This window comes from Bacillus cereus group sp. BfR-BA-01355, assembly GCF_022663675.1.
Lineage (GTDB): Bacteria > Bacillota > Bacilli > Bacillales > Bacillaceae_G > Bacillus_A > Bacillus_A thuringiensis_S.
Genome location: NZ_JAKUFY010000035.1, coordinates 1 through 22,022, shown reverse-complemented (window position 1 = coordinate 22,022; position 22,022 = coordinate 1). Strand labels below are relative to the sequence as shown.

Genomic DNA, 22,022 nt, shown 5'->3' with positions numbered 1-22,022 from the left:
AACCTCACTTATTTTATTAACCATACACTCATTACCGAATAGAGTTGATGTAAATTTAATGGTTTACTTATATAATCTGAAGCGCCAGCAGATAAACATTTTTCCTTATCATTTGGCATTGCTTTAGCAGTTAATGCGATAATAGGTATTTCATGTAACCCTAAGTTCATTCGGATATTTTCCATCGTTTCATACCCGTCCATATTAGGCATCATAATATCCATTAAAATAAGGTCAATATTTGTATTGCTTTTTAGTATTTCTAAACATTCTATACCATTTTGTGCAGTAATAATGTTGGCATGTTGTTTTTTTAATGCATTTTGTAATGCAAATATATTTCGGTGATCATCATCGACAATTAAAATAGTTTTCTCTTGGAAGACGTTATTTGTTTCTGGAGTCACGATAGTCTCTTCCACAACTTCAGCAGGAATAACATCTTCTATCGTTGCTGCAACTTCTAAATTGGATAACTGTATATCATGTAATCCATTTGGAAGGTTAGGAATATATACAGTGAAAGTACTGCCTTCTCCTACATGACTCTCTAACGTAATCCAACCACCTAACAATCTAGCAAATTCTTTACAAATAGATAATCCTAAGCCTGTACCACCATATTTCCGAATTGTTGCTCCATCTGCCTGTTGAAAGGCTTCGAAAATAAGTTGATGCTGTTCTTTAGCGATACCAATACCAGTATCTTTTACTGAAATTGTAATCCACTCTTTACTTATAGATTGCATATCATGACTCAAATTGGTTGTTTCTATCGGATTGAAATGTAAAGAGACGGATCCTTTTTCTGTGAATTTAAATGCATTAGATAATAAGTTTTTAATAATTTGTTCAATCCGTTTTGCATCTGTATAAAACAGATCTGGAATCGTATCACTGTCTTCAATAGTAAATTCGACATTTTTTTGTGCAGCTATATGTAAAAAGTTTTGATGCATATTGGCTGCCATGTCACTTATGTTCGTTGCTTCAAAAATGATGTCTAGTTTGCCTGCTTCTACTTTAGATAAATCTAGTATGTCATTAATTAAAGTAAGTAAGTCTTTCCCTGATGAATGAATGACAGTTGCTAGTTCAATTTCATCATCCGATAAATGATTATCATGATTTTCTCTTAACATTTCAGATAATAGTAAAATACTATTTAATGGTGTGCGTAATTCATGTGACATATTTGCTAGGAACTCTGATTTGTATTTTGAGCTGCGTAACAACTCGCTTGCTTTTTCTTCTAATTCTAATTTAGTAATTTGTAAGTCAGCTGTCTTTTGTTCAGCTTCTTCCGTTCTAGACTCTAATTGTTCATTCGTTGTTCGTAATTCTTCCGCTTGCATTTGTAGTTCTTCAGCTTGCGTTTGTAATTCTTCTGATTGAACTTGCAGCTCTTCTGTCATTGCTTGTGATTCATGTAAAAGAGTTTGAATTCGCATACGTCCCATAATACTATGGATTGTCAAACCTAGATTATCAACAGTTTGTTGAATTAAATCTTGATGCAAGTCTGAAATCTCAGTTACACTTACTAACTCCATTACTGCAATTACTTCATCTTCAAATAAGATAGGGATGACTAGTAGGTTTTGAGGGCGTATTTCTAATAGGCCGCTAGTGACATAACGAAATTCTTCTGGTATTTCTCGAAGAATAAAGATTTGTTTTTCTAAAGCACATTGCCCAATTAAACCTTCACCCATTTTAATGGATTTTTTTCCGACATCAGAACCTTGACCGGCGAAAGAAGCTTTCTTCACATAGTAGACAGTGTCTTCAATTTCTTCACGAACATAAAATGCACCGCAAGAAGTTTGCGTTTTTTGTATAATTCCACTCAGAATTTTTTTACCTAACATCTCAATAGAAGATACACCTTGATACATTAAAATTAATTCTGCAAGCTCAGTTTGTAACCACTCTCTTTTCGATATTTCGTCTAGTAGGTGATTTGTTGTATGAGCAAGATCTTTTATTTCATCATGTGTATTTACATGAATTCTTTCCGTAATTTTTTCTTTGGAAGAAATGGATTTAATAGCTTGAATTACATTTTTAATCGTTTTTGTAATGGAATTCGAAATATAGAGTGAAACGATAATGGAAATACAAGAAAGTAAGAACAATAAACTGTATAACCAAATCTCTAATTTATTATTTTCAATATCTAATTGTGCAGCTCTTTTTTTCGTTAGTTGCTCCTCAGTGCTACGGAAGTTAGTTAGCTGCGACTGTAATGACTGAATTTGAGTCGTGTCGATTGTTTGTACATTATTACTATTATTATTTGTAATGAGTGGGTGAATCTCTTTATTAATCCAACTAGTAATGTTTTCGTTAATCTGTTTTAATTTTTCTTGCTGAGAGGGGTTATCCTCTAATAAAGAAAAAAGATCTTGATAATGTTTTTCGTAATCCTTTTCTGCAGCGTTAAGGGATTGAACGTAATTTGCATCATTAGAAGTGATAAATCCTTTCGCTTTATTTTCAATTGTTAGTAAATCTTTCTCCACTTGATTCGTTAAATTAAGAACTTTAAAATCGTGATCAATAATAAAATTACGAGATTTTTGTAAACTGGAAATCCCATTGTTTAACATAATGAAAGAAATAAGCAAGAACAAAATGATAACTAAATAACCAGCCATAATTTTGTAACGAATACTAAATTTTGCTTTCGATTTCATCAAAAATTCCTACCTTCAAGATTATTAAAAGTTTTCTATTTTAAAGAATAAAAAACGTAATATATATTATATCAGTTTTCATAAGGCCAAACTAGAAATCCCCCTACTGTATTAGGGGGTTCTTTTTTCATAGAGGAAATCATTTTGAAATATAAAAACATATATGAAAGGTAGTAAACGGGGGAATAGAGGATAACAAACATTCTAAGAAGGAAAGAGTGTTCTTAAAGCTTTTTTTGCATCTATTCCTTCAAAAATAAATAATACAAGATCTTTCTTTTTTACAGTAAGGAAAAAGGATACTAGAGTGCTTAAATTTTTGATTGATGTCATTGTTCCATGTTTACTTATAAACAAATTAGCTTGAAATGTTGTCATTAAAGCATAAAAATGATGAATCTGAGTTATTGTAGGTGTTTCATTATAAGAAATAGTAGTAGAGTGAATGGCGTTCATCGTAATATTCCTTTCCATATAGTGAGCATAACAATATAAACATACCCGTTTTAGAAGATGTTAAACGTATAAATAAGAAAAATATAATTAAAGTTTTTTACGTTTAGAAAGAGTTAGGAAGGGTATACATATACTATAAAGAGATTGACTGAAGATGAATTGTAAGATGTCTATGTTTAGTAGATTAGTCTATCAAAATATACTTTTACTTTAAATAAAAAGGAGCCTGGTATACATGAATGAAATGATGATTGATATTACATTTGATTTAATTTACTTGTTAAGTAGTTCACTTGTAGTGCTTTTACTATTCGCATTTTTCGTAAATGGTTATGTTAATAAGAAGGTTAGTGTATACAGAAATGAAGAAAAATAAAGATACATTATATAAAACTTTAGGAGGTTAATAGTTATGAATGTAGATAGAAAAATAGTAGGTGTTTTTAGAACAATTGATGATGCGGCACTCGTTATTAATGAATTAAATGATAAAGGATACCCAGCAGATAACATTTCAGCTATTGCAAAAGATCAAAAGGAAATTGAACACCTGGAAGAAAAATCGGGTGAAAAAGTTAAGAATGAAACTGCACATAAAGCAGATATCTTTTCAGCGACAGGGCTTGTAGCAGGAGGAGTAGCAGGGGGACTAGGTGGTTTATTAACTGGCCTTGGTATACTTGCCATTTCTGGAATGGGTCCAATTGTAGCAGCAGGACCAATCGCAGCAGCTATTGGTGGAGCTGGTATTGGCGGAGGAGCTGGAAGTTTAATAGGAGCATTTATAGGATTAGGAATTCCAGAAGAACATGCTAAAAAGTATGAAGAATATATTTACGATGGAAATATATTAATTTTAGTAGATGCAACATTAGATGATAAGTTAGAAATTTATAAAATATTTGATAAGCATAATGCTTATAACTCTGATTTCTTTAAATAATATTTACTTCACATATCAATTATGCAAAATATAAACATAGTGAATATCGTTTTTTTGATCTTACAACTTTGGCGCGGCCGAGGAGTCGTATGACTATAAGAGAGGAAGGGCTTATAGTAAAAGATCAAGTTCTATCATGTTATTTAAAAGGGAAGAGGTGCCTTTTCGTGATTGTAAAAATATTAAAGGATAGCAGTAATAGCTTCCTTTGTACAGTTCAAAATAAAAATGGAGACCAGTATGTGAAAAAGTGGTTTAGTAAACATGAAAATAATAAAGAATTAGGACGACCAACTTTTAAAGAAGTAGAAAAAGATTGGAAAGAAAATAGAGAATCGTTTATGTATCCCAATATTAAAGCGCTTTATTCAAATGGAACATAATGCGCGTTTTATTATTACAAAACTGTCACATTCCTGTAAGGTAATTCAATAGATTAGATACTTTTTCCATGTCATAATAAAGTCATAAGAAAGCTTATCAAAACTACAACTTATTAGGAGAGTGTCAGTCATGATTGTAACAACAACTTCTGGAATTCAAGGTAAAGAGATTATTGAGTATATTGATATTGTAAATGGTGAAGCTATTATGGGTGCAAACATTGTCCGCGATTTATTCGCTTCTGTTCGTGATGTTGTCGGTGGTCGTGCTGGTTCTTATGAAAGTAAGCTTAAAGAAGCTCGTGATATCGCAATGGGCGAAATGAAAGAACTTGCAAAACAAAAAGGTGCGAACGCTATCGTTGGTATTGACGTAGATTACGAGGTTGTTCGTGATGGAATGTTAATGGTAGCTGTCAGTGGTACAGCTGTACGTATATAAGTAAATAAAAAACAGGCTCACCCCTTGAAGTTCATGCTTTGAGGGGGTTTTTTGTTTTTAAGTTGTAAAAGTAAAAAGAATGGGATTGTATTTCTTAGAAAAATAGAAGTGCCAGTAGCATAAATGGTATTTCGTACAAAAGAGCGAACTCGTTCAAATTATAGAACAGTTTTAAGGGCTAAATGAAAAAGAAACAGTAATGCTACATATATGTAACGTAAGTGCGAATTTTATAATAAAATTGTTATTTGAGATAATGGAAGAATTAGTGGTATAAATAACTTTATAGATAATAATCAAAATAGAGAAGACAGAGTGTTCATAGATGGAATGGTTAAGGGGATTTTCCAATCTGTAATAAAAAACGGAGGTACCGAGAACGTTTTACAGATGTCTGTTACATAAAATTTATAATGGATTGGGGGCAATTTATATTATGTTTTGGTTAGGAGGCTTTTTAGGATACATTGTAGGTTCTATTACTACATGTGCGATACTTTACTTTGGGTATAGAGCCGAGAAAAACAAAAAAGCGAATATGCGAAAGAAAGAGGGGAGAAAAATCAATAAAAAAGGCGTATAGGATGTGGAAGAAAAATTGATAACATTGATGCAAAAATAAAGGACAGTTACATATTTTATATGATTACTATGTACTGTCCCGCTTATTCCTTTTGGATTAACAAAAATTGTTTCCTGTCTTGCTATAAATTTCATAGGCAAAAAAACCAAATAAATAGCCTATTCCGGATCCTAAACTAATGGAAAGCAGTGAGAAATCTGGGAAAAACATGCCGAAAATCAAACCGATTATACAGCCAAAAAGCATTCCTATAGGTATGAAACTATCTAATAACAGTTGAGCCTCTTTTGATTTTTTCTTACCCAATTTGCCATGCTTATATTTATGTTCCAGTCTTTTTATTACAAATACTACAATCCCCCCGACTAGTATAACAGGCCAAATTTCCGAAATTAACCACATGTTAGAAGCTCCTTTCACCTTTCAATATAATTGTACCAAAAAATTACAATTATAGACTGCTAAACGTACTATCTAGTCTATTTAAAAGGTAAATGCAAAAGACTTCTTCTTTTGCATTTAATAACTCGTCAAAAACACTTTCCGATACGATAAACTTAACTAAATCTATACAATTCAATCAAATTTACACAAGTTAGTGCTTCAAAGTGTTCTCGCAGCCCCAAAGGGACGAGGGGTATAACACTCCACACGAGGCAGTATCGTTACCTCCTATTATCAAGCATTTATTTTACCCATCTTGATAAATTTATCGCAGCATTTACATCCCTATCGTGATGGCTATTACATGAAACACAACACCACTCACGTATTTTTAAACTCCACTGTCCTTCTGGTTGAACTGAATGGTCGTATTTTACGCCGCAACATGAACAAATCTTGCTTGAAGCGAACCATTTATCAGCTTTTACATACGCAATGCCATACTTCTCGCACTTGTATGATAAACATTGAAAGAAGAAGTTTAATTTTTGAAATGAAAATGATTTCGATAGTTTTTTGTTTTTTAACAGGTTTGAGATAGATAAGTCTTCCACAACAATCCTCATTGGTTTGGTTTTCACCAATTTAGCTGTTGCTTGATGGATATGGTTAGTTCGGATATTCGTAATTTTCCTAGATAATCGCAGGTGCTCAGCTTTCGCTTTTTCATATCCGGCAGATTGAATTTTTGCACCTTTTTTAAATCTCCTAGACATATCTCTTTGTGCTGACTTTTTCCTTTTCAAAAGTTTTTTAACCTTGGCATCTTTGTTTATATTTCGTTCTTTCATACCATTAGAAGCTACAAAAAGCTCTTTTAAACCAACATCCACACCAATCGACTCATTCGTTAGTTCTTGTAATTCAAAGTCTTCTTGGAACCCTACACTAATCCACCAGTGACGACCATCAAAGGTAACTCTTGGATTGGATGGTTTTTTATTTCTTGGTAGTTGTTGGCTTGTTTTCACTTCTCCAATAGACTGAATGTGAACTACTTTCTTTCCTATAATCAGTCTTTCATAATTAGCATAAAATCCTTGGATTAAATCTTTTTTGGATTTATAAGAAGTGTGATAACCATTTTTGTACTTTTTGAACGAATGTTTTCTCGCCGCATCAAAATCTCTTGAAGCCTGTTTAGGAACTTGTGCATTAATGTCTTTTAACCACTCATATTTCTTTCGCTTCTTGATCTTTGTAAATCGTTTCTGTAAAGCTAACTGTGAAACAGATTTTCCAAATAGCTTATAATATCTATCACTCATTCTTTTACAATAGTTATAAGCAAATCTTGCAGCACCAGCATGGTTTCTAAGCACTTTTTCTTGTTCAGGCGTTGGAATCAGTCTAACTTTCTTCGCCAATATCATCAGAATGTAACTCCTTTAATGAAAGATTTGTTCTTCTGAATCGTAGCGTGTTCCACCAGCATTCTCCTGAGACCACTCGGATGCAAACCTGTTAATTCCGATACTTGACTAACTCGTGAAAATTTCATTATTATTCTCACCTCATCGAACCAAACATAGCACGTACGTTCGATAAAATCAATAAAGTTTGATAGATTCAATAAAATTTATCTTGTTCAACTAAGGGCGCAATTCCTTAGCCAGTTCTCTTATGAACTTCTCATGTTTTCACATGAGCGCAGACTATATGTTTATCTACTTAGAGATAGAGGATTTTTCCACCACCATAGGCTTGTGATGTACTCTCGTCAGTTATACGAGATAGTCGTTGAACGTTCATCTTATCCATTTTGACTTAGATGATTCGAGGCGGAAGACCCATTGTTCTAGTGTTTAGGATTTAACCTTGCACGATCTGATTGATTTTTTCTGCTTTCGCGACATTCACGCTCACTATTTCTAGCCACGTTGTAGTTCAATCAGCTTTAGGGATTGCCCGCAGTTAACCCTCACTACTAGCCAATCACTTGACTAGCAGGGCTTACTGATATATTTAATTAACTTTCGTTATAATTGGTTAAATAAATCGTAACAGTTAGTTACCCTTTCGTTTTCTCAGCGGACTGCACAACATCAACTGCTGTTTTCACATCCGCTAAGTCATATGTAGAATGTACTTTCATAAAACGTAATTGCTTATTTTCTACTAAACGAATTAAGTGACGAAACGTTTCTTGCCATTTATATGGTGACACTTCATTATTCCAATGTCGTAAATGAAATATGTTTGCGTGTACTTTTGCTTTCGTGACAATCTCGGCCCAGTTCACTTGTATTCCTGATAGAAGACCGATCGTTAAAAAATGCCCGTTTGGACGTAAGGAGAAAGCTAATTCATTTCCAGCCGGCCCCCCGATAGAATCAATCGCAGCATCTGCACCTCTGCCGTTTGTTAATTCCATAACTGTTTCATAAAGCGGGGCAGTGGAAGTATCAATTACATATGCAGCACCAAGGCGTAGTAATTCTTCTGTATGCTTATTATTTCTTGTAACGGCAATGAATTGGAAGTTTAAAATTTGTGATAACTGCGCAAATAGATGTCCAATAGCAGATCCACAAGCATTCACTAATAAAACGTCATTACGTTGTAAGTTTAACGTTTCTGTACAAGTAACCCACGCCGTAAGAGGGTTAATATACATTTGCGCCGCTGTAAAATCATCGATGGAATCAGGGATAGGGACTACAAAATCAGCTGACGTCTTCACATACTCTTGCCAAGTACCTTCTCCGCGTAACGGTAAAACACGTTTACCGATAAGGTCTCGAGTAACGCCTGCGCCAACATCTTCTACAATACCAACACCTTCATAGCCAGGTATGTTAGGCAAAGGGATTCTATGAGCGTATGCCCCCGTTATTGGAATTAAGTCAGATGGATTAATCGGTCTAACTAGCATACGAACGAAAACTTCATTATCTTTCAGTGGTTCTATATTTTTATATTCAACTTGTAATACGTCTTTTGGATTGCCAAACTTATGAAATTGAATGCATGTTCCAAGCAAAGTAATTTGCCCCCTTAGTTTGATTGGGTTTTATTATAGCATTTTTGGTTTGGGTGGTTATTTTGTTAGTGATAAATAGGTTTTTTAATTTACGTATTTATCAGAATTTTATAAAATGTGTATATAACTATAAAATGGGGGGATTTCTTCATGTGTACTAGTTTGACGTTACAAACAAAAAATTTCCAGCATCTTTTTGCGAGAACAATGGATTTCACATTAGATATGAATCAGGAAGTAATAATCATTCCTCGGCGTTATCAGTGGAACAATATAACTGGTGAAACGATCCGAGCGAAAAAGGCTGTTGTCGGAATGGGAATTAATCATGAAGGAAGGGTCATTATGGCGGACGGAGTAAATGAAGCTGGTATGACATGTGCCACTCTCTATTTCCCGGGATTCGCTACTTATAGTAACAGCATAGATGACCATAAAACGAATTTAGCACCATTTGATTTTGTGGCTTGGAGCTTGACGCAGTTTAATTCTGTTGAAGAGTTAAAAAAATCTGTTGATAACATTTCCCTTATAGATGTACCATTACCAGTTTTAGGGATTACTCCGCCACTACATTGGATTTTAGCAGATAAATGGGGAGAGTGTATTGTACTTGAGCCGACAACTGATGGAATAAAAATGTATGACAATCCAATAGGAGTGATGACTAATAGCCCGGAGTTTAATTGGCATTTACAAAATTTAAGACAATATATTGGACTTAAATCGCAGCCATTTGCACCAACCGAGTGGGGAGACGTACCATTAAGTGCTTTTGGCCAAGGTTCCGGATCGATGGGACTTCCTGGAGATTTCACCCCGCCATCAAGATTCGTGCGGGCAGCATATGGCAAACAAAACATTCAAGGTATAGAGAACGAAGAAGAGGGGATATCGGCTATTTTTCATATCTTATCAAATTGTGAGGTTCCTAAGGGGGCAGTAATAACAGAAGACGGTATATTAGATAATACTATCTATACAAGTGCAATGTGTATGGAGTCTGGAACATATTATTACCATACTTACGATTGTAGACAAATTATAGCCATTCATTTATTCAATGAAAATTTAGATACAGCTGAGATTAAAACGTATCCGTTCCAGCGGAAGCAAAAAATCTTTTATGAAAACTGATAAAAACACCTCCATTGAATTTGCATACTTAGTATGCGAATTCGGGAGGTGTTTTTCTATTAAGCCGAAGCCTTCTTCATTCTCTCAAGTAAACTAGATAACACATGCGTACGATAAGATTCTAGTTTTTTACCTTCATAAGTACGAATACCTAATTTTTTAAGTTCTTTTACATACCAACCTTTGCTTCCGAAATACATGTGATCGCTCCCCTTCAACTTTGTTTTTATTTGTCCTGATTATACTTGGAGGAACAGGAATTATAATGAAGGAAATGAATTTCGCGCGAAAATGGTTAACTTTGTTGCAAAAGACATATATACTAAAGATAGTATACAACGAGGTGGGCAAGACGTGATTATAGAGAAGCACGAAATTCAAATTGACCAAATTACGAGCGGTAAAGTGAATATCTTTACTTTCTATAGAAATAGAAAGCAAATTGATGATCATTTTTTACGATTGCAAGAACCATCGCTTACAGCAAACTACTTCTTCCATTTTCATTTTGATGCAGAGAGCTTGCATCTACTGCAGGAAGAGTTTCCAGGCGTATATCCGTACGACGGTAGTGAAACGATTCACGACTGGACGGAAAAGATGAAAGCTGAATTGCAACATCAGATCCAAACAGGTAAATGGAATAAACGCGTACGTATCGGTAATCGCATTCTAGATGTGGTGTTTACGTGGTGTGACGAAGATATAGTAGAGTGAAAAAGAAGCGGATGACGCTTCTTTTTTTTAGCGCTGGAATAAAACGAGCTTACCTGCAGTAGATGTACAGCGATGTGTTTTTTCATACAATCCTTTTTCTTGTAAGATAGATTCACCTTTTGCTTTTGCTTCTTTTTCAGTTGCCGCCTCGAATGATTCGTCTAATGCTTTTGAACCATCTTTTTCAAAGACTGTTAGAACGTATACTCCCATGAAAATTCCCTCCAATAATTAAAATCAGAATCTTATAATTATTTTGACATAAAATGCTACAATATGCAAAGAAATATATGACATTGCGTGGTAAAATAGAATGAAACTTTAATCATCGAGAATATTTTTATTCTCGATGATTATTAGTTTTCAGCGATGTTAATTTTAATAAAATGAAACTTTTGAAAGATAGAAAGGATCGTTATTTGTGAAACAAGTAAAGTTTATACATGCGGCTGATTTGCATTTGGATAGTCCGTTTAAAGGGATGGAGATGAATGTGGCGCAGTCTGTTTGGGAGAGAATGAAGCAAAGTACGTTTGAATCATTTGAGCGTATTGTTGATAAAGCGATTCAAGAGCGCGTTGATTTCGTATTACTAGCTGGGGATTTGTATGATGCGGAGACGAGAAGTTTGAGGGCGCAAGTGTTTGTGCGTGAGCAAATGAAGAGACTTTCGCAGTACGATATCCCTGTTTTTATTATTCACGGTAACCATGATCATTTAGGGGGAAGCTGGGCAGCAATTGAGTTTCCGGAAAATGTTCATGTGTTTACCGATCCTTATGTAGAAGAGAAATCATTTTATAAAAATGGTGAGCTATTAGCTTCTATTTATGGGTTTAGTTATTTGCAGCAAGCGGTAACGGATAATATGACAGCGCAGTATACGAAAATGAGTGATGCGCCTTTTCATATTGGCATGCTTCACGGAAGTGTGGAAGGAGATGCAGAGCATAATCGCTATGCACCGTTTCAAATTCGTGAATTGAAAGAAAAACAGTTTGATTATTGGGCTCTTGGCCATATACATAAACGTGAAATTTTATCAGAAGAGCCATACATTATTTATCCAGGGAATATACAAGGTCGTCATCGTAAGGAAACAGGCGAGAAGGGTGCGTACCTTATTGAACTTACGAAACAAGGAACGCACTGTTCATTTTTCCATACGGCAGATGTTGTATGGGATGAGATCGAGGTTTGTATTGATGGACTTGAAACTGTTGATGAACTTATGACGAGCATGTCAACTGCGATGAATGATTGCCGAAGAGAAGAGGAAGGGACGCTTTTAACTGTCGTATTCATAGGGCAGGGCCCACTTTCTCCTTATTTGCGTGACGAAAAGCGTGTGGAAGAGATTTTTCACATTTTAGCATCTGGCGAAGAGCGAAAAGATTTCGTATATGCAATGAAGTGGAAAAATGAGACGGTTTCTTTTGCGGAAATCGAACGTTTGAAAGCGGAAAATCATTTCGTCGGTAGTGTGCTAAAGGAGCTAGAAGCTTTCACAAATATGGACGGCGTGTTGCGCACCATTTGGACATCTCCTGTAGCGCGTAATAGTATTGAATCTTTTACAGAAGACGAGAAGAAAGAGATTCAAAAGGAAGCAGAAAATATTATTTTAGAGCAATTATTCCAGCAAGAGAGGGATAAAAAATGAGAATTGAAAAACTCCATATTTATGGGTACGGAAAATTAGAAAATGTGGAAATGGATCTTTCCTTGCTGACGGTGCTATACGGTGAAAATGAAGCGGGGAAATCGACAATTCGCTCGTTTATGAAAAGTATTCTGTTCGGTTTTCCGACGAGAGGACAGCGCCGTTATGAGCCGAAAGAAGGCGGGAAGTATGGCGGTACGATGACTGTACAAACAGAGCAGTACGGCCGTTTGAAAATTGAACGATTGCCAAAGACGGCAGCTGGCGAGGTGACCGTTTATTTTGAAGACGGGAAAACGGGCGGCGAGGAAATTTTAAACGATATATTAAGCGGGATGAATGAAAGTTTATTTGAATCGGTCTTTTCATTTGATATGCATGGTCTTCAAAATATTCATCAGCTCGGCGAAGCAGATATTGGCAATTATTTATTTTCAGCAAGTGCAGTCGGAAGCGATGCGCTATTACAGTTAGATAAAAAGCTAGAAAAAGAAATGGATCAGCGTTTTAAACCGAGTGGGCGTAAACCGGAAATTAACGTGTCACTGCAAGAGATGAAGAAGCTTGAAGAGAAGATGAAAGAGTGGCAAGGAAAAATTGGCACGTATGAAAAACAAGTGGAGCAGTTAAAAGAAAGTGAAGAGAAGCTTGCTTCTGTTCGCGTGGAAAAAGAGAATGCAGAAAAGCGAAAGCAAGATTATGAAATATTAGCAGCGCTTGAGCCCCTCGTTATTGAAAAGCGTGCGCATGAGAAAGTGTTAGAAAATGAGAGCGGGCAGTTTCCTGTAAACGGAATGGCGCGCTATGAAGCGATTAAGGCGAAGATGGAGCCGCTTCAGTTACAAGTTGATTCGCTCCATAAGAAAATCGAGACAGTGCAATCGGAAATTGCCTCGATTCAAATAGATGAAGAGTTTTTACAAAAAGAAAGTTATGTAGAAGAACTTCGTATGCAACATATGTCTTACGAAAATGCACGCCAAGAAATGCGTGATATGACAGGAAGTATTGCGAATATAAAAAAAGAAATTGCAGAACTAGAACAGCAAATTGGTGCTACTTTTGAAAAGGAAGCGGTTCTTGCGTTTGACATGAGTTTGGCAACGAAAGAATTAATTACGCAAACCGTGCAAAAGGCACGTGAATTAGAAACGCAAAAAGCACAGCTTGATGATCGTTTTAAAGTAGCGCAAGAGCAATTAGAAGAACAAGAAGAAAATATAAGACAGATTCAGAAACAAATGTTAGTTGATGAAGAGCGAAATACGTTAGTTGAGAAAGAGAAATCGTTCCAAGATGCGGCGTTTATCGGTATGGGCGCAGAGAGAATGAAGCGCAAGTATGAGGAAAAAGCAGGAGCAGCTATGCAAAAGAAAAAGCAGTGGCAAAGAGTTTGTCTTCTGTTACTTCTTATTAACACGCTTGTTTTATTCACGAGTTTATTTATTGATAACCGCCCGCTCTTATTTATTAGTGTTATTGTTTTTGTAGGGATTGTTCTTGCCCTTGTTTTATATAAAGATCCGTCAAGTGGATTACAAGAAGAGCTTCTTACTCTTCAGCAAAGTGCTGGCGGGAGACAAAGTGAAGAAGCGCTGTCTGTGCGCTATCAGTTAGAAAAAGATGAAGAGATTCGGAAGCTATTTGAGCGTGAGTCTTATAAATTGCAGCAAATGGAGCGAGCTTATGATAAAGTCGTTTCATCGTATGAGGAATGGGAGAGAGAAACGTTCCAGGCGGGAGAACAAGTAGATGCATATAAAACGCGCTATATGTTCCCAGAATTTTATACGTATGCACACATATTGCCAGCGTTTGAGCGTATTGAAAAAATGCAGCAATTATATCGGGAGTTAGAAAAACAAGGCACGCGAAAATCTTCATTATATGAAATGATTTCGCATTTTGAACAGAAACTAGAAGCTGTTATCGGTAGTGCGGAGTATAGTAAGCTACACGGGGCACAAAGTCGTATGCAAAATGAGAAAGAGAAGCGCCAAACTTGTAAGCAGTTAAAAGAAAAACTGGCGGAATGGCAAGAAGAATATGAGTTTATGCAAGAACAATTGAAACAACTGTTAGTAGAACGAAATGCATTATGGAATATTGCAGAGACTACAGATGAAGAGATGTTTTTAGAAGCGGGTAAACTGGCGGAAAAACGTGAAGATGCTGAGAAACAAGTAGTGCGTTTATTACCGCAAATTGATCTGTTAGAACAGCGTTTAAAGAGTTTATCATTAGCTGAACATTACGAAGCTGACGGTTATGAAGAGAAATTAAAGAGAGAAATTACAGTCGTACAAAACTGTCTGGCGCAAGAGAAAGAATTGACAGAGCGCATCGCGAAACATCGTATGGAAATTGCGAATTTAGAAGAAGGTAGTACGTACGGAGATTTAATGCATGAATGGGAAATGAAAAAAGCGCAATTGCGTGAACAAGTGAAGAAATGGGCTGCTTATGCGGCCGCAAAAACGGTGTTAACGAAAACGAAGCAATATTATCATGAAGTGCATCTGCCTCGTATTTTACAAAAATCAGAAGAGTATTTCGTCTATTTAACGGGCGGACGCTATAGTAAAATCTTTTCACCGTCAGAGGCGGAGCCGTTCGTTGTTGAACGTAACGACGGTATACGTTTTTACAGTCATGAACTAAGCCAAGCGACAGCGGAGCAGTTATATTTATCGCTGAGATTTGCACTTGCGAAAACATTTGAACATGATTACCCATTTATTATTGATGATAGTTTCGTGCACTTTGATGCGGTAAGGACGGATCGAACGATTGAACTAATAAAGGAAATCGCAAAAGATAGACAAGTCATCTTCTTTACATGTCATGCGCATTTACTCGCGTATTTTACAGAAAAACAGATTATAAAATTAACACATAAGCGTAAAGAAAATGAGTTGTAATATGCTATACTAAAAGTAACTGATTTGGTGGAGGAATTCGAATGAAAAAGAAAATTGCAGAATATGAAGTTGGTGAACAAGTCGATGTTTTCTTGTTAATTAAAACAGCGACAAAAGGTCTAGCAAGTAATGGAAAGCCATTTTTAACAGTAATCTTACAAGATCCAAGTGGAGATATTGAAGCGAAGCTATGGGACGTATCACCAGAAGTTGAGAAACAATATGTAGCAGAAACAATCGTTAAAGTAGCTGGTGATATTTTAAACTACAAAGGACGTATTCAATTACGTGTGAAACAAATCCGTGTTGCGAATGAAAATGAAGTAACAGATATCTCGGATTTCGTAGAAAAAGCACCAGTGAAAAAAGAAGATATGGTTGAGAAAATTACGCAATACATATTTGAAATGAGAAACCCGAACATTCAGCGTCTAACAAGACATTTATTAAATAAGCATCAAAATGAATTTTTAGAATATCCAGCAGCGACAAAGAATCATCATGAGTTCGTATCTGGACTAGCTTATCACGTTGTATCAATGCTAGATTTAGCGAAAGCTATTTCAAATCTATACCCATCATTAGATAAAGACTTACTATATGCAGGCGTTATTTTACATGACCTTGGTAAAGTAATTGAACTATCTGGTCCAATTTCTACAACGTATACGTTAGAAGGAAATTTACTAGGCCACATTTCTATCATGGTGAACGAAATTGGTAAAGCAGCAGATGAGCTGAACATCGATGCAGAAGAAGTATTAATTCTTCAACACATCGTCCTTTCTCACCACGGAAAAGCAGAATGGGGTAGCCCAAAACCACCATTAGTAAAAGAAGCAGAAATTCTGCACTACATCGACAACTTAGATGCAAAAATGAACATGATGGACCGCGCATTAGGACGCACAAAACCAGGCGAATACACAGAGCGTGTCTTCGCACTTGATAATCGTTCGTTCTATAAACCGACGTTCCATAATTAAAAGTGTGAATAAAGTGGCCTCATTAAGTTCTAAAAGCTTAGTGAGGCTGTTTTCTTTATTAAAAATTAAATGAAATAGTTAAGAAGTACGCATGGGGTTAACGAAGAACGATTAAAACATATCTCACCACTAGAATGGGAGCATATCAACTTTAATATGGCAGATACTTAGAATCGCTTCAGCCTGTATAACAGGCCTAAAAATAAGAGTTGAAACTTGTTTAGCATTTATTTTTGTTAAAAGGTGGGAGAATTGTGCTATGATGTGAGCAAATATAAAACTATCTAAAGGAGGGATTCACATGCCGCATGTTGTGTTTCGTGGAATTACTACTGAACAATTAAAACACATAAGCAAGCCATTAGTAGAAGAGCTCGCAGAGATTTGTGAGTGTGGTACGGATAATTTTACGTTGGAACTACCAAGTTCTACGTATGTATTCAATGGAGAAGAAATAGAAGCGTTTCCTCTTATTGAAGTGAAATGGTTCGAGCGTGGACAGGAAATTCGTAATCGATTTGCCAAGGCCATTACTACATATGTAATGGATTTTGGACTTCCAGAAGTAGAGGTTGTATTTACGGTTTTCACAGAGTCAGCGTATTATATTAACGGGAAGCATTGTGCAAGTTAGAGCTATTATAAATGTTTTTGTAACATTTATCCCGCATTAACGGGCAGTAAGACCCCGACCTCAAAATTCAGCGGAAGCAAAGAAGTTAGGTGGGGGATCAACTGTCCGTAAAAGCCCGATTGGTTCAACTAATAATCAGTGGGGGATGAACAAAACCCCCACTAATTAAAGTTTCACTTTATAAGGGATAGAACCACATCGCTATCAAGCTAACTAGACAAAATACCCTCTAAAAAGAAAAAGGCGTTATTCTTTCTGAGAAATCATAGGAAAGGATAACGCCTTTATATCAATTTTAATATAATCGATTCACTTCTTTATAAAAAGTTTGGTTATTTTATTGAAGCTTATTCCGCAAACACACCCGTTTGTTCACTTTTTTACTGTTTGAAAGCCATACTTTTTATATTGATTCATTTATTGGAAAAACCGAAAGTTTTAAACTCTCTCTATTACATATTTATTTTTGGAAAAATAGCCTAACTCCAAATACTAATAATACTGTGCCAGTAATACCCTCTATTGTACGGTTCACCTTTTCTTTTCTTAAAAAAGTTCTTAATTGACGTATTAGAGAGATATAAAGTAAATACCATATTGCTGTCAAAGTCGTAAATGTGAATCCCAACAAAAGAAATTGGAAGAAATGACTTTGATTACTCACAATAAATTGGGGTAGAAAACTAAGGAAAAATACAGCCGTTTTTGGGTTTAAGATTGCCGTGGTAAACCCTTGTCTAAAACTTTTAACCGTTCCAATATCCTTAGAGTTTATTTCCACTGAACCTGACATCTCTTCTTTTTTAGAAAAGGCACTTTTAATTGACATTACAGCTAAATAAATTAAATAAAATGCCCCAGCATATTTTATTAATGTAAATAGCATAGCAAATTTCATTAAGATAGCAGAGAGTCCTAGTGTAGCCATTATTGTATGAATCATCATTCCAGATACCGTTCCTAAGACGGTCTTTATCCCACCATTTCTACCATGAGAGATAGTGTTTTTTGTAACTAAAGCAAAACCGGGACCAGGCATCATTATAATAAGGAGTGCTGTAAGGATAAATAGCATATAATTTTCCATGTTCTGGTATTTCCTTTCTGATTTTTAGTTTCGCTTATAGTATAGCTTTTTTCCTTAAAACATTAAATATAAAAAGTGTGATCAGGATAGTATCATAAGCTTTCAAGGAGTTGTAATTGAATTATAGAGGGCTTCACTTGAATAATGTTCTTCTGTAAATGAGCGTTTTAATAGAATGTCAATTACGTAAATAATCAGATTTTACACCCTAAATGTTATTTAACAAAAAAATCTTGAATTCGAGATTTTTCACTTGCTTTTCAATCACTTGAGGTGTAAAGTGATAGTAACGAAAGCGATTGAGTCATATGAAAAACATACACTCAGTTGTTTTCGATTAAAAAACAAAGTAACTTATACAGTAAAAACTAAGATGAATTTACAAAAACATAATTAAGAATAAATTGAAAAGCTAAAAACCATATTAGTTGTGGGAAATATTATTTTTTTAGTTATCACTTGACTAGTAAAACGAAACGGAGGAATAACCAATGTATAAAATTAAAGGGCATCATCACATTTCAATGGTTACGAAAAATGCAAATGAAAATAATCACTTTTATAAAAACGTGCTTGGCTTACGTCGTGTGAAAATGACAGTAAATCAAGATGATCCGTCAATGTACCACTTATTTTATGGAGATAAAACAGGAAGTCCAGGTACGGAATTATCATTTTTTGAAATTCCATTAGTAGGAAGAACATATCGCGGTACGAATGCGATTACTCGAATTGGATTACTCGTTCCTTCAGAGGAAAGCTTACATTACTGGAAAGAACGATTTGAGAATTTTGATGTGAAACATAGTGAAATGACAACATATGCAAATCGTCCTGCTTTACAATTTGAGGATGCTGAAGGTCTTCGCTTAGTACTACTCGTTTCAAACGGAGAAAAAGTAGAGCACTGGGAAACTTGGGAGAAATCAGAAGTTCCTGCAAAGCATCAAATTCAAGGAATGGGTTCTGTGGAAATGACAGTTCGTAGACTTGATAAAATGTCGAGTACACTTACAGAGATGTTCGGTTATACAGCGGTTAGCCGTAGCGAAGAGGAAGCAATTTTTCAATCCATTAAAGGAGAGGATTTTGGAGAAATCGTTGTGAAATATTTAGATGGACCTACTGAAAAGCCGGGCCGAGGGAGCATTCACCATTTAGCAATTCGCGTGAAAAACGATGCAGAGCTTGCCTATTGGGAAGAACAGGTGAAACAAAGAGGCTTCCAGTCTTCAGGAATCATCGACCGTTTCTACTTTAAAAGCTTATATTTCCGTGAATCAAACGGAATCCTTTTTGAAATTGCGACAGATGGACCAGGATTTACAGTTGATGGAGATGTGGAACATTTAGGAGAAAAACTTGATTTACCACCGTTCTTAGAAGATCAGCGTGCAGAGATTGAAGCGAATTTAGCACCTATTGAAGAGAAGTAATAGGAGAGAAAATATAAATTAAAAAATATTGGAGGAATATAAAATGAACCAATTAAAAGGAATTCACCACGTTACAGCGATTACAAGTAGTGCAGAAAAAAACTATGAGTTTTTCACTCACGTTTTAGGAATGCGTTTAGTTAAGAAAACAGTAAACCAAGATGACATTCAAACGTATCATTTATTCTTTGCAGATGATAAAGGTAGTGCAGGAACAGATATGACATTCTTTGACTTCCCAGGTGTTCCGAAAGGAGTACACGGTACAAATGAAATTTCAAAAACTTCATTCCGTGTTCCGACTGATGCAGCATTAGAGTATTGGGTGAAACGCTTTGACCGTCTTGAAGTAGAACATACAGGAATTAAAGAGCAATTTGGTAAGAAAACTCTTTCTTTCGTTGACTTTGATGACCAACACTATCAATTAATCTCAGATGAACTTGATAAAGGAATCGAATCAGGTACACCTTGGCAAAACGGGCCAGTACCATTAGAATATGCAATCACTGGTTTAGGACCTGTATTTATCCGTATTGCAAACTTTAGCTTCTTCAAAGAAGTGTTAGAAAAAGTTCTATTATTTAAAGAGGTTGCGCAAGAAGGGGAATTCTATTTATTTGAAGTGAACAAAGGCGGAAACGGTGCATCTGTTATTGTAGAACATAATACAGTTCTTCCTGAAGCACAACAAGGTTTTGGTACAGTGCACCATGCGGCATTCCGCGTAGAAGATCGCGCTGTATTAGAAGAATGGATTGAGAGAATCAGTAGCGTAGGACTTCCTTCATCTGGATATGTAAACCGTCACTTCTTCGAATCATTATATGCAAGAGTTGCACCACAAATTTTATTTGAATTCGCAACAGATGGCCCAGGATTTATGGGAGATGAGCCATACGAAACACTTGGTGAAAAATTATCTTTACCTCCATTCCTAGAGCCAAAACGTGAAGAAATTGAAAAATTAGTTCGTCCAATTGATACAGTGAGAAGTACGAAGGAATTTATTAAAGAGTAAAAATAGAGATAGTAAGTAGGAGAGCAAGTAGTTTTAGCGGAGTGCTGGAACTGCTTGCTTTTTTATTTATCCTAGTAAGTTTTCTGACAATTGTTTCTCAAGTTATCAAAAAGGAAAACTTTGGTATAATTAATTAAAATATAGAATTTTCTAATAATTATTTTTCAATGCATAGAAAAGGAGTGGTAATATACAATTTTGATAATTGTATAAAAATCCTAATTTTATAATTTTGGAGAAAAGGGGATGCGAGTTTATGGGAGCAGATGTATTAACGCGGGAGCAAATGAAACATTCTTTAGATGATTGGTATCGTGTAATGTTGCAGCAAAATATAGAGAAGGCTACGGAAATGAAAGAGGAGATTGAAAGTAAGATTAGTGGGTTGGACGTGAATCAGGATGTATTACTTTATCATGCGTTGTTGAATTTTAGGTATGATGCATTAGTGGATTGGATTGGGGTTAGAGAAGATAGTTTTGATAAAGTGGAATCTTTCGAAATTCCAACAGAAGGTTTTCTAGCTTATTACTATCACTTTTTTAAAGGGTTTCATTGCACATTAATTTCAAATTATAACGAAGCGAAAGAACAGTATGAGCAAGCTGAGAAGTTATTGAAATATATTGCAGATCCGATAGAACATGCGGAGTTTAATTATCGGATGGGGAATTTCTATTATCAAAAATATGACCAAGTTCATGCAATAGATTACTTGAATAGGGCAAAAGCAGCATTTTTACAATATCCAGGCTATGAAATAAAAGTAGGATTATGTGAAAATGCTTTTGGACTATGTTGTGTAGACATAGATCACTATGAATTAGCGGAAGAAAACTTTAATTCTGCTATGGAAGTATTGCAAAAAGCAGATCAAAAAAAATATATGCTAATGGTTCGGCATAATTTAGCTTGGCTTTATGCTAGTCAAAATCTTTCAGAATTAGCAATTCGTCATATATCTGAGGTGACCAAAAACTACCCAGAACACTTTAAAGCCTTATTTGTAGAAGCACGTGAACATTACAAATTAGGACAATATAATTTAGCGAATCCAATCGTTGAAAAAGGTTTAAATATTTGTGTTGATTTAGGAGAAAAAGAATTTCAACATCGGTTTAAAATTTTGAAAGAACTCAATGGAAAATCTTCAGTATCAATTATTGAAGATGTAATTTTAGAAGGACTTTCTTATTTTGAGAGAGAAAGATTATGGGATTGTATTCAAGAATACACTGAAATTTTAGCACTGAAATTTTATGAATTTGATGATCATGTTAAGGCAAGTAAATATTTTTATATGAATAATAAGGCTCAAAAAAATATATTGGAAAAGGGAGCGTTAAAATAATGAAGAAATTTCGTTTGGCTATTGTTGGGACTGCATTAGTAGGGGTATTATCAATTGGGTTCAATAGTTCTTTTACAAATCAAGCTGTAAATATTGGTGACACAGGAGGAGCACCAGCAAGACCAGACTACGTTAA

Annotated in this window: 24 protein-coding genes; 15 read left to right on the top strand and 9 right to left on the bottom strand. The window is 35.3% G+C overall.

The features are described from left to right. Positions 1-8: 8 nt before the first annotated feature. Positions 9-2,699, bottom strand: a complete 2,691-nt coding sequence (locus tag MR167_RS14050) for an ATP-binding protein (RefSeq protein ID WP_242314844.1) — start codon at positions 2,697-2,699, stop codon at positions 9-11. Between the two features lie 204 nt (positions 2,700-2,903). Continuing rightward, positions 2,904-3,155 carry a hypothetical protein gene (locus tag MR167_RS14045; protein WP_000991351.1) on the bottom strand — a complete coding sequence of 84 codons (252 nt, stop codon included), beginning with the start codon at positions 3,153-3,155 and terminating at the stop codon, positions 2,904-2,906. Between the two features lie 235 nt (positions 3,156-3,390). Between MR167_RS14045 and MR167_RS14040 the strand changes: the two genes are divergently transcribed. The 5 genes from MR167_RS14040 to MR167_RS14020 all read left to right on the top strand — a co-directional run bounded on the left by MR167_RS14040 (position 3,391) and on the right by MR167_RS14020 (position 5,506). Then, positions 3,391-3,531, top strand: a complete 141-nt coding sequence (locus MR167_RS14040; RefSeq protein ID WP_001004568.1) for a hypothetical protein — start codon at positions 3,391-3,393, stop codon at positions 3,529-3,531. 36 nt (positions 3,532-3,567) lie between these two features. Continuing rightward, positions 3,568-4,098, top strand: a complete 531-nt coding sequence (locus MR167_RS14035; RefSeq protein ID WP_001100085.1) for a general stress protein — start codon at positions 3,568-3,570, stop codon at positions 4,096-4,098. A gap of 167 nt (positions 4,099-4,265) precedes the next feature. Beyond that, on the top strand, positions 4,266-4,481 hold the full coding sequence (locus tag MR167_RS14030; RefSeq protein WP_003276970.1) for a DUF4028 family protein: 216 nt from the start codon (positions 4,266-4,268) through the stop codon (positions 4,479-4,481). Between the two features lie 130 nt (positions 4,482-4,611). Continuing rightward, positions 4,612-4,923 carry a YbjQ family protein gene (locus tag MR167_RS14025; protein ID WP_000637513.1) on the top strand — a complete coding sequence of 104 codons (312 nt, stop codon included), beginning with the start codon at positions 4,612-4,614 and terminating at the stop codon, positions 4,921-4,923. 436 nt (positions 4,924-5,359) lie between these two features. Further along, complete coding sequence (locus MR167_RS14020) at positions 5,360-5,506, top strand: hypothetical protein (protein ID WP_000498641.1); 147 nt, start codon at positions 5,360-5,362, stop codon at positions 5,504-5,506. A 96-nt stretch (positions 5,507-5,602) separates the two neighbouring features. Here the strand turns inward: MR167_RS14020 and MR167_RS14015 are convergent, their stop codons facing one another. From MR167_RS14015 to MR167_RS14005, 4 genes are all read right to left on the bottom strand, one after another. Then, positions 5,603-5,908 carry a hypothetical protein gene (locus MR167_RS14015; protein ID WP_000266264.1) on the bottom strand — a complete coding sequence of 102 codons (306 nt, stop codon included), beginning with the start codon at positions 5,906-5,908 and terminating at the stop codon, positions 5,603-5,605. A 284-nt stretch (positions 5,909-6,192) separates the two neighbouring features. Then, positions 6,193-7,323, bottom strand: coding sequence for an RNA-guided endonuclease InsQ/TnpB family protein (locus MR167_RS14010; protein WP_242314842.1), 1,131 nt, complete (start codon positions 7,321-7,323; stop codon positions 6,193-6,195). Continuing rightward, a complete protein-coding gene (locus MR167_RS32955) occupies positions 7,323-7,451 on the bottom strand; it encodes a hypothetical protein (RefSeq protein WP_000672782.1) in 129 nt (42 codons plus the stop codon). The genes MR167_RS14010 and MR167_RS32955 overlap by 1 nt, the downstream gene beginning before the upstream one ends. Positions 7,452-7,961: 510 nt before the next feature. Continuing rightward, entirely contained in the window at positions 7,962-8,933 is a 972-nt protein-coding gene (locus MR167_RS14005; protein ID WP_242314840.1) for a zinc-dependent alcohol dehydrogenase family protein, read from the bottom strand. A 150-nt stretch (positions 8,934-9,083) separates the two neighbouring features. Here MR167_RS14005 and MR167_RS14000 point away from each other — a divergent pair, with 150 nt between their 5' ends. Beyond that, complete coding sequence (locus tag MR167_RS14000) at positions 9,084-10,070, top strand: choloylglycine hydrolase family protein (RefSeq protein WP_000337589.1); 987 nt, start codon at positions 9,084-9,086, stop codon at positions 10,068-10,070. Between the two features lie 59 nt (positions 10,071-10,129). Here MR167_RS14000 and MR167_RS13995 read toward each other — a convergent pair whose 3' ends face one another. Then, entirely contained in the window at positions 10,130-10,270 is a 141-nt protein-coding gene (locus tag MR167_RS13995; RefSeq protein WP_000273536.1) for a YflJ family protein, read from the bottom strand. A gap of 154 nt (positions 10,271-10,424) precedes the next feature. Between MR167_RS13995 and MR167_RS13990 the strand changes: the two genes are divergently transcribed. Next, positions 10,425-10,787 (top strand): hypothetical protein, encoded by a 363-nt coding sequence (locus MR167_RS13990; protein WP_000582776.1) that lies wholly within the window; start codon positions 10,425-10,427, stop codon positions 10,785-10,787. Positions 10,788-10,814: 27 nt separating this feature from the next. Here the strand turns inward: MR167_RS13990 and MR167_RS13985 are convergent, their stop codons facing one another. Further along, positions 10,815-11,000, bottom strand: coding sequence for a YhzD family protein (locus MR167_RS13985; protein ID WP_000539552.1), 186 nt, complete (start codon positions 10,998-11,000; stop codon positions 10,815-10,817). A gap of 208 nt (positions 11,001-11,208) precedes the next feature. On the opposite strand from MR167_RS13985, the gene MR167_RS13980 reads away from it, so the two are divergent. The 4 genes from MR167_RS13980 to MR167_RS13965 all read left to right on the top strand — a co-directional run bounded on the left by MR167_RS13980 (position 11,209) and on the right by MR167_RS13965 (position 16,991). Continuing rightward, entirely contained in the window at positions 11,209-12,450 is a 1,242-nt protein-coding gene (locus tag MR167_RS13980; protein ID WP_086397003.1) for a metallophosphoesterase family protein, read from the top strand. Then, on the top strand, positions 12,447-15,371 hold the full coding sequence (locus MR167_RS13975) for an ATP-binding protein (RefSeq protein ID WP_242314838.1): 2,925 nt from the start codon (positions 12,447-12,449) through the stop codon (positions 15,369-15,371). Before MR167_RS13980 ends, MR167_RS13975 begins: the two co-directional genes overlap by 4 nt. A gap of 41 nt (positions 15,372-15,412) precedes the next feature. Beyond that, entirely contained in the window at positions 15,413-16,357 is a 945-nt protein-coding gene (gene yhaM / locus MR167_RS13970; protein ID WP_000726650.1) for a 3'-5' exoribonuclease YhaM, read from the top strand. A gap of 301 nt (positions 16,358-16,658) precedes the next feature. Then, a complete protein-coding gene (locus tag MR167_RS13965; protein WP_001120959.1) occupies positions 16,659-16,991 on the top strand; it encodes a DUF1904 family protein in 333 nt (110 codons plus the stop codon). A 460-nt stretch (positions 16,992-17,451) separates the two neighbouring features. On the opposite strand, the gene MR167_RS13960 is transcribed toward MR167_RS13965, so the two are convergent. Further along, a complete protein-coding gene (locus MR167_RS13960) occupies positions 17,452-18,078 on the bottom strand; it encodes a LysE family translocator (RefSeq protein ID WP_098901770.1) in 627 nt (208 codons plus the stop codon). Between the two features lie 491 nt (positions 18,079-18,569). Here MR167_RS13960 and MR167_RS13955 point away from each other — a divergent pair, with 491 nt between their 5' ends. The 4 genes from MR167_RS13955 to MR167_RS13940 all read left to right on the top strand — a co-directional run. Further along, complete coding sequence (locus MR167_RS13955; protein WP_000276686.1) at positions 18,570-19,514, top strand: ring-cleaving dioxygenase; 945 nt, start codon at positions 18,570-18,572, stop codon at positions 19,512-19,514. 43 nt (positions 19,515-19,557) lie between these two features. Continuing rightward, a complete protein-coding gene (locus MR167_RS13950) occupies positions 19,558-20,535 on the top strand; it encodes a ring-cleaving dioxygenase (RefSeq protein ID WP_001072577.1) in 978 nt (325 codons plus the stop codon). A 256-nt stretch (positions 20,536-20,791) separates the two neighbouring features. After that, positions 20,792-21,886, top strand: coding sequence for a response regulator aspartate phosphatase (locus tag MR167_RS13945; RefSeq protein WP_242314836.1), 1,095 nt, complete (start codon positions 20,792-20,794; stop codon positions 21,884-21,886). After that, on the top strand, positions 21,886-22,022 hold a 137-nt coding region (locus tag MR167_RS13940), incomplete at its 3' end, for a Phr family secreted Rap phosphatase inhibitor (protein WP_242314859.1). The genes MR167_RS13945 and MR167_RS13940, both read left to right, overlap by 1 nt.

Coding starts and splice junctions, on each gene's coding strand:
- MR167_RS14050 (WP_242314844.1), bottom strand. CDS start 2,699: ATGAAATCGAAAGCAAAATTTAGTATTCGTTACAAAATTATGGCTGGT.
- MR167_RS14045 (WP_000991351.1), bottom strand. CDS start 3,155: ATGAACGCCATTCACTCTACTACTATTTCTTATAATGAAACACCTACA.
- MR167_RS14040 (WP_001004568.1), top strand. CDS start 3,391: ATGAATGAAATGATGATTGATATTACATTTGATTTAATTTACTTGTTA.
- MR167_RS14035 (WP_001100085.1), top strand. CDS start 3,568: ATGAATGTAGATAGAAAAATAGTAGGTGTTTTTAGAACAATTGATGAT.
- MR167_RS14025 (WP_000637513.1), top strand. CDS start 4,612: ATGATTGTAACAACAACTTCTGGAATTCAAGGTAAAGAGATTATTGAG.
- MR167_RS14020 (WP_000498641.1), top strand. CDS start 5,360: ATGTTTTGGTTAGGAGGCTTTTTAGGATACATTGTAGGTTCTATTACT.
- MR167_RS14015 (WP_000266264.1), bottom strand. CDS start 5,908: ATGTGGTTAATTTCGGAAATTTGGCCTGTTATACTAGTCGGGGGGATT.
- MR167_RS14010 (WP_242314842.1), bottom strand. CDS start 7,323: ATGATATTGGCGAAGAAAGTTAGACTGATTCCAACGCCTGAACAAGAA.
- MR167_RS32955 (WP_000672782.1), bottom strand. CDS start 7,451: ATGAAATTTTCACGAGTTAGTCAAGTATCGGAATTAACAGGTTTGCAT.
- MR167_RS14000 (WP_000337589.1), top strand. CDS start 9,084: ATGTGTACTAGTTTGACGTTACAAACAAAAAATTTCCAGCATCTTTTT.
- MR167_RS13995 (WP_000273536.1), bottom strand. CDS start 10,270: ATGTATTTCGGAAGCAAAGGTTGGTATGTAAAAGAACTTAAAAAATTA.
- MR167_RS13985 (WP_000539552.1), bottom strand. CDS start 11,000: ATGGGAGTATACGTTCTAACAGTCTTTGAAAAAGATGGTTCAAAAGCA.
- MR167_RS13975 (WP_242314838.1), top strand. CDS start 12,447: ATGAGAATTGAAAAACTCCATATTTATGGGTACGGAAAATTAGAAAAT.
- yhaM (WP_000726650.1), top strand. CDS start 15,413: ATGAAAAAGAAAATTGCAGAATATGAAGTTGGTGAACAAGTCGATGTT.
- MR167_RS13965 (WP_001120959.1), top strand. CDS start 16,659: ATGCCGCATGTTGTGTTTCGTGGAATTACTACTGAACAATTAAAACAC.
- MR167_RS13960 (WP_098901770.1), bottom strand. CDS start 18,078: ATGGAAAATTATATGCTATTTATCCTTACAGCACTCCTTATTATAATG.
- MR167_RS13955 (WP_000276686.1), top strand. CDS start 18,570: ATGTATAAAATTAAAGGGCATCATCACATTTCAATGGTTACGAAAAAT.
- MR167_RS13950 (WP_001072577.1), top strand. CDS start 19,558: ATGAACCAATTAAAAGGAATTCACCACGTTACAGCGATTACAAGTAGT.
- MR167_RS13945 (WP_242314836.1), top strand. CDS start 20,792: ATGGGAGCAGATGTATTAACGCGGGAGCAAATGAAACATTCTTTAGAT.